Origin of the sequence: Haloferula sp. A504 (assembly GCF_044385805.1) — a bacterium.
GTDB lineage: Bacteria > Verrucomicrobiota > Verrucomicrobiia > Verrucomicrobiales > Akkermansiaceae > Haloferula.
Genome location: NZ_JBISBU010000105.1, coordinates 1 through 6,811, shown reverse-complemented (window position 1 = coordinate 6,811; position 6,811 = coordinate 1). Strand labels below are relative to the sequence as shown.

Here is a 6,811-nt window from a genome sequence, read left to right as displayed (position 1 = left end):
AGAGCCAGCTCGCCGACGCGCTGCTCGCCGACGCCGCCAAGTCCGCCACCCGCGACCCCGCGGTGCTCACCAAGCTCCTCGCGCCGCTGGGGTGAGAGCAGCTACCCCTTCCCGTGCCACTTGGCCTCGGAGGCGATCCGCTTCGCCACCGCTTTCCGTTTCGACTTCTGGAGTTCCAGGTCGGCGTCAAGCGGCCAGCCTCTCAGATTTGCATGACGCGGTGGTCCCTCATCGGGGATGATCTGGATTCCGGCCTCGCTCACGCAGGAAGCCTCAACCACCGCCGCTCCGTGGATTCGGTACGGTTCCCCCTCCGCATTCACAAAATATCGGTCGGCATGTGCCCAAAGTTCTCCGTCCGACATCCCCTCGCTTCGATAGACCGAGGTGTCGTCATCCGGGGCAGGCATGAAGGCCTGATACTTGACCCTGCCCTTGGATTTCGCGACCCAGCTCGAAGAAGTGCAGTAGCGCGCCAGCGGTTCGCCACCATCGACTTCAGCAGAGAGTCCCGACGGAAGCTGGCTCATCCGAGCACCTTCTGGATTCCATGAAGCACGAACGGCGGAACCGTCGCCCCATCGAAGCGGCTGACGTTGTGCCACACGTCGGTGCCGTCGATGCCTGCACAGGCCATGCGCTGAGATTCGCCAACACTCACCGAGAACACACGGTGGGGACCGTTGCTCCACTCCAAGGCGATCGCTGCATCGTCGGGATCTACCGCCAGCTCGGGATTGGGAACCGAAGAAGGCAACGCTGCAATCAGCTCGGCGGCGCGCTCCAGCACGGCTTCCGAGACAGCCGGAGCCTCGGCACCGTCCCAGCCGGGCTGCGCGTGCTCACCTGCCAGTTCATAAAGCTCGGACATGACCTCCGCACGATTTCCGATGATCGACGCCGTGAGGTCGTTCCGCGCCACGAGGGACCGCGCGGTCTCGGCGACGAATCCGGCCTGGTCCGACACGCCGCTGGACCGGGCCTGCGTTTCCCGCAGGCAGCCCGCACCTCCCAGCACCGCGACGCCGGCAAAGGTGATTATTGAAACAGGTTCAGGCATTTCTGGGTCAGACTGTGTTCGAAAATATGGTTCTTCAGCGAACGGAGTTGCTCAATCGATTCCCGCCACTTTTCCAGCGGGGCCGGTTCGAGACGTTCATCGCGAAACACCTCGATGTCTAGCAGAAGCGGCAGGCACCCGTCGTCCTGCGGCTGGCTGGCGAGGATGATGTTGACCTTGTTGCCGGTTTTCGGGTCCCCCGCCCGATGCTGATGAAAAAAGTCGGCGAACTGGAGGCCGGAGCCCTCCGGAAGGTTCGGGCTGACCCGCAGATAGTCGGCCAGATTCACCGTGCCGTGTTCGAGAGGGATGGGGATGCGGTTGATGTAACGGAGTCCCAGCTTCCGAACCTGCACCGGTCGAACCACTTCCACAAACACCGCCCAGCATCGCTCGATCTCGGGCAAATACTCATCGAAAGAGCCGTAGGGCCCCAAGCGATTGAAGGAAAACCCTGCCGGACGGGCCTGGACGATCTGCTTCTCGTCCTCAGCGACGAATTGCACGGCGGCCAGGCCGTGCCGCGCGGTCAGCTTCGGCTGCTCGCCTTCCTTCAGGTCCATCTTGGCTTCGTGAACCAGCCGTTTGCGACGCACCGGATAATGGTCCTTGAGGGCATCCCCCATCGCCTCTTCAACCATCGCGAAGTCCAGGCCCGGCGGCAGATCGCAATCGATATCGACCACCGCTTCCACGATGGGCGGGTGCGGCAACTTGAAGGGATCGAGGGTTTCTGGCTCGGACATCAGGAGGGGCGCTTGGTGACGACTTGGGAGACTTCCGTGAGCAGTTCGAGCGCGTTCTGCAAGTCCCGGATCATGTCTTCGGCCAGTTCGTCGGGTTCGGGGAGGTCGGATCCGTCGTCGATCGACTCGTCCTTCAGCCAGCTCAGGTCGAGGTCGAGCTTGTCACGCTTCTCCAGTTCCGCCCAGTCGTAACAGCGCCAGCGACCCTCCGGATTGTCTGGCGACCAGGTCGCCTTGCGGCGATGGCGGGATCCGGGGCGGTAGCACCCCAGGAACTCGTCGAAGTCGGCCAGCGTGATCGGCTTCTGCTTGAGGGTGAAGTGCTTGTTGGTCCGCAGGTCATAGACCCACAGCTTCCGGGTCTGGACCTTGGCAGAGCCCGGTTTCTTGTCGAAGAAGAGGACGTTCGCCTTCACCCCGGGCTTGTAGAAGATCCCGGTCGGCAAGCGCAGCAGCGTGTGGACCTCGCAGGACTTGAGCAGCTGCCGCCGCAGCGACTCGCCGCCGCCACCCTCGAAAAGAACGTTGTCCGGCAACACCACGCCGGCCCGACCACCGTCGGTCTCGAGCAGGGCGTGGCAGTGTTTGATACGCGACAGCGTCACTGCCTCGATTTCATCGACAAGCGAGTCTAGCCTCTCAATCTCAACGCCCGCTCGGATCTGTTCTGCTCTCGGCGGGAGTGCGATTGGGAATGCTCGAACCGATTCAAGATTCAAGGTCTTCCGCGCCACTTCCTTGGCCTCGTGAGCCAAGGCATAGTTGTGAGCCGGTGAGCGCAGCCAAAAATCAATCCACTTCGATTCACATTTGGGCGCCACTGGAATGATGCCAACAGCTCTGGCTGTGTTTCCGCCCTTCAGGCACTCAGGAATAACCGCTGTACGACCAATCGCTCCGACGAGGGAAATCGCAACTTCACCACCCGAAAGGCGGGTGCGTGGGAATTCGGCAGCAACCTCCGGGGCAACTTTCTTAATCGCGTTCACATGCACCCGTCCTTCTCGAATATCGCCTATGCGCACCATGGGAACTCCGTCGACGACATCCGGACCAGGTTGAAGGATACCATAGGCACATGGCCGCCCCCCTTGAGTCAGCTGCTCGACCGACGTCCAACACCACCCCTCAGGCAGATCCGGCAGCCCTTCAACATCGGGTTCCTGTGGTTCCTTGTAGCGCTCCTTCCAGTTCTTCGGCGGTTTCTTCCCCTTCTTCTCGTAGGCTTCCAGTTGGGCCTTCTCCCACGCCTGGCGGCGGGCGACGAGAATGCGTTTGAGAAGATCGGAGGCGTGCTCGAAGTCGCGCCCTTCCTCCCGGGCGAGTTCCGCTTCCGTCGGCACCAAGCGCCCTTCGCAGGCGGCCTTCAGGACGCTGGCGCGGTAGCGTTCCAGATTCCCCCGCACCCGCTCCAAGGCCTCCTCCGCCTCGTCGATCTTGGCGAGGGCGGGTTCCAGCTCTGAGAGGATGCGCTTCTGCTCATCGGTCGGGGGAAGCCCGACCTCAATTTCATCAAATACGGCAGGCTGGAGGCTGGCTTGGTTGACATGGTTGTTGCACAAGGACCGGAAACAACCGTTTTGCCAACGTAGGTGAAGTTGCCTTGCAAGAAACCCTGGCAAAATGCCCGAGTGAGCCCGGAGTCTTGTCATGTGATTCGAAAACCCGAGGCCATCTGCTTCAGATGAATTGATCCAAGACGTCTTCCCGACAAGGCGCGGACTGTTGGTATTGTTAAACAGAATATCCCCGAGTCCTACGACCCTCTTGAGCTTATCCAAAGGAATCGACTTGAGGACGGACAAATCAATTTCGCCCTTCTCCGAAACATTCATCGGCCGGAGATGGCCGATGCCTGTCCGGTCCTGATTGTGGGTGCCACATGCAAATCCCGAAGACACGTCGGCAAGCAACTCGCTGACTTTGCACATTGTCCAACCCTCCGGCAGCTCCTCACTCATGCGACCAGCGTGTCATTGAGATCCTCAAGGATCGGCTGGAGTTGCTCGCCGAAGAGCTCGTGGGCCTTGCCGAGGCCGCCGTGGGAGGAGAGCCAGGGATCGTAGTCGAAGTGCTCTTCCTCGAAGCGCATCGAGGACGAGATCACCCGCACGATCTCGCCCAGCCAGCGCTGCTGCTCCTCAGTGAATGCCGCCCCTTCCCGCTCCTGAACGGCGAGCCAGAGCAGGAAGTGCTCCTGCACCCGGTCGCCGAAGGGAACGAGCTCGCTATTCTCCCCGATCTCCATCTCATCCTTGATCTTGCCCGACGATTTCGGCGGCTGTCCGAGCGCGTGACGAATGAGCGAGACGAGGTCGGTCATCTGGCGCTCGCCGGTGCCGCGAACCGCCGACTTCTCCAGTCGCTGATAGGCCTGCCACAGGGAATCGACGGTGAGATTGAGCGGCGGTTTGCGGATCTCGGCGACGAGCTTCTTGATGTCGGCGAACTTCAGGGTGCCGTAGCGCCGCGAGTAGAAGGCCTCCAGCGCGTCGATCTCGTCGCGGTGGTCGCGCAGCCACGTTTCGAAGGACTTCACCATCCCGCGCGCCCGTTCCTCGGAGGCGGCGTCGTAGTCGGAATGGAGCACCTTGTCATCGCTCAGCTCGTCGATGACCTGGTCCAGCTGCTGGCGGATCTCCAGCAGGCGCTTGCGCAGGCCCGCCTGGAGGAAAGGCTTCGCCGCTTCCTTGCGCATCGCCTTCCCGGCCGCCTCGACCTGCTCGGGGGTCGGATCCTGCTTGGCGGAAAGCCCGTGGTCCTTCCGCGCGCGGGTGGCCTGGGCATCGGGATCGACGGCCTCGGCCAGCTTGCCGACGAGGTCGGAAAGAGAGCGCCCCTTGGCGAGGTCCCGCAGCTCGCCCTTCTGGTCGGCGGTGAGCTGGCGGTTGAGCCGGGTGAGACGTGACGAAAGCGTGGACAGGGCCTCGGAATTCGTCCCGCCCAGCGAAACGTGGTCGAGCAGCTTCTTGAGGCTGACTCCAGGCTGGACGTTGCTCGGACTGGTGTAGCTCTTCTTGCTTTCGCAGACACCCACGGCATCGACGATGATGAAGTGGGTCTTGGCCTTCGCCGAGCCGGTGACGTCGCGCAGCTTGTCGGGCTCGATCACCCGCACGCCGCGTCCCTTCATTTGCTCGAAGAGGCTCGCCGAGCGCACGTCGCGCATGAAGAGCAGGCACTCGATCGCCTTGACGTCGGTCCCGGTGGCAATCTTGTCCACCGTGACGGCGATGCGCGGGTTGAAGGCGGTGCGGAAATGGCTCTCGACCTCCTCCGCCGTGAGGTTGCTGGTCTTTTCCCAGCGGTGGCCCACCTCCTTCTGGCTGCCATCGGGCTGCTTCTCGCAGATCGGCACCTTGGTGAAGCCGGTGCGGTAGGTGATCTTCTCGCAGAAGTCATTTCCCTGACCGAACACCTCGCGGCACACGCGCACGATGTCCTCGGCGTGGGAGTCGGTCTTGGCGAAGACGAGCGTTTTCGGGACTTCCTTGCGGCCGGGAAAGGCGGTGGGGAAGACCTTGTCGCGCAACTCCTCCAGGACGGTCCGGATCTGATCCTCGGCGACCACCGAGCGGTCCAGTTCGTTGCCGCTGTATTCGATGTCCTCCGAGAGCGCCTCGTAGCGCATCGCCCGGGTCTGCTTGTCGCGGATCGGGATGAAAACATGCGGGTCCTTCTCCAGCTTCGAACCGCTCTCCGTGATCCGGGTGCGGATGCGCCAGACGTCGAAGTCCACGTTCACGCCGTCGGTGACCGCCTTGGCGTGGTCGTATTCCATCACCAGGTTCTTCTTGAAGAAGGCGATGGTCTGCTTGGAGGGGGTGGCGGTAAGCCCGACGATGAAGGCATCGAAGTATTCCAGCACCTGCCGCCAGAGGCCGTAGATGCTGCGGTGGCACTCATCGACGATGATGATGTCGAAGTGTTCGATCGGAACCGCCGGGTTGTAGGCCACCGGTTTTGGCTCGGTTTCGAAGCGGTCCTCGGCCTTCTCGAACTGCGACTCCTCCTCGTCGCCCTCGAACTCTTCCTCGCCCTGAAGGATCGAATAGAGTCGCTGAATGGTCGTGATGACGATTTCATCGGAGGGGCGCAGCGTGTTCGATTGCAACCGGTTGACGGTGTGGATGTCACCGAAACGCCGGGGATCATCCGGAGGGACGAAGTTCTCGAACTCCGCCTCGGCCTGCTTGCCGAGATTCTTGCGGTCGACGAGGAAGAGGATCCGCTTGGCGTTGGCGAACTTGAGGAGGCGGTAGCAGAAGTTGACCGCGGTGAAGGTCTTCCCCGATCCCATCGTCATCTGGACCAGCGCCTTCGGTCGACCGAAGGCGAAAGACTCCTCCAGCTTGCCGATGGCCTTTCGCTGAACCTCCCAAAGCGAACCGTCGGGAAGAGGCGGCATGTCCCGCACCATGTTCCGCAACTGGCGGGGACCATCCTTGCAGATCTCGAGCAGGCCCTCGGGCGTGTGGAAATGGAATACGTCGCGGGAGCGGGGATTCTGGTCGAGGAAGCTGGTGAAGTGAATCTCGGTGCCGCTTGCCTGATAGACGAAAGGAAGCGGGCGATGATGGGCATTGAGGTCGTCCGGCAGCCCCTCCGAGTAGCGCCGAGCCTGGCCTTCCGCCGAAGTGAGGGTGAAGCCCGACGGCTTCGCCTCGATGACGCCGATCGCCTCGGCGTCCACGTAGAGCAGGTAGTCCGCCTCGCCGTGCCCAGGCTTAAGCGGAAATTCACGGACCGCGACGCCATGAGCCGCTCCAAGATTCACGGCTGCAACATCCTGAATCGCCCAGCCGGCGGCGACGAGTTTCGCGTCGATGACTTCGCGAGCTTCATCTTCCGGGCCGGGCACAGGCTGAAACTAGTAAACATGCGCTTTCCCCGGCAAGAATGATCGCGCTTACCGCATCGGCCAGAAGAACCCGGTCTTCGTCCACAAGCTCATCTGCCAGGGCACCGTCGAGGAGCGCATCCACCAGCTCCAGCAGAAGAAGAG

The 6,811-nt window shown here is 62.1% G+C and carries 5 protein-coding genes and 1 pseudogene; 1 reads left to right on the top strand and 5 read right to left on the bottom strand.

Annotation, left to right across the window (positions count from 1 at the left end):
* Positions 1-101 precede the first annotated feature (101 nt).
* From ACG2LG_RS23325 to ACG2LG_RS23305, 5 genes are read right to left on the bottom strand one after another with little or no spacing between them, the layout of a single operon-like run.
* A complete protein-coding gene (locus ACG2LG_RS23325; RefSeq protein WP_396263202.1) occupies positions 102-530 on the bottom strand; it encodes a hypothetical protein in 429 nt (142 codons plus the stop codon).
* Positions 527-1,060, bottom strand: coding sequence for a hypothetical protein (locus ACG2LG_RS23320; RefSeq protein WP_396263200.1), 534 nt, complete (start codon positions 1,058-1,060; stop codon positions 527-529). Before ACG2LG_RS23320 ends, ACG2LG_RS23325 begins: the two co-directional genes overlap by 4 nt.
* Positions 1,039-1,806: a TIGR04255 family protein gene (locus ACG2LG_RS23315; RefSeq protein ID WP_396263199.1), complete on the bottom strand. Its 768-nt coding sequence runs from the start codon at positions 1,804-1,806 to the stop codon at positions 1,039-1,041. The genes ACG2LG_RS23320 and ACG2LG_RS23315 overlap by 22 nt, the downstream gene beginning before the upstream one ends.
* Positions 1,806-3,767 (bottom strand): N-6 DNA methylase, encoded by a 1,962-nt coding sequence (locus ACG2LG_RS23310; RefSeq protein ID WP_396263197.1) that lies wholly within the window; start codon positions 3,765-3,767, stop codon positions 1,806-1,808. Before ACG2LG_RS23310 ends, ACG2LG_RS23315 begins: the two co-directional genes overlap by 1 nt.
* Complete coding sequence (locus ACG2LG_RS23305) at positions 3,764-6,667, bottom strand: DEAD/DEAH box helicase family protein (protein ID WP_396263195.1); 2,904 nt, start codon at positions 6,665-6,667, stop codon at positions 3,764-3,766. The genes ACG2LG_RS23310 and ACG2LG_RS23305 overlap by 4 nt, the downstream gene beginning before the upstream one ends.
* 40 nt (positions 6,668-6,707) lie before the next feature.
* On the opposite strand from ACG2LG_RS23305, the pseudogene ACG2LG_RS23300 reads away from it, so the two are divergent.
* Positions 6,708-6,811, top strand: a pseudogene (locus tag ACG2LG_RS23300) (ATP-dependent helicase); the annotation flags it as partial.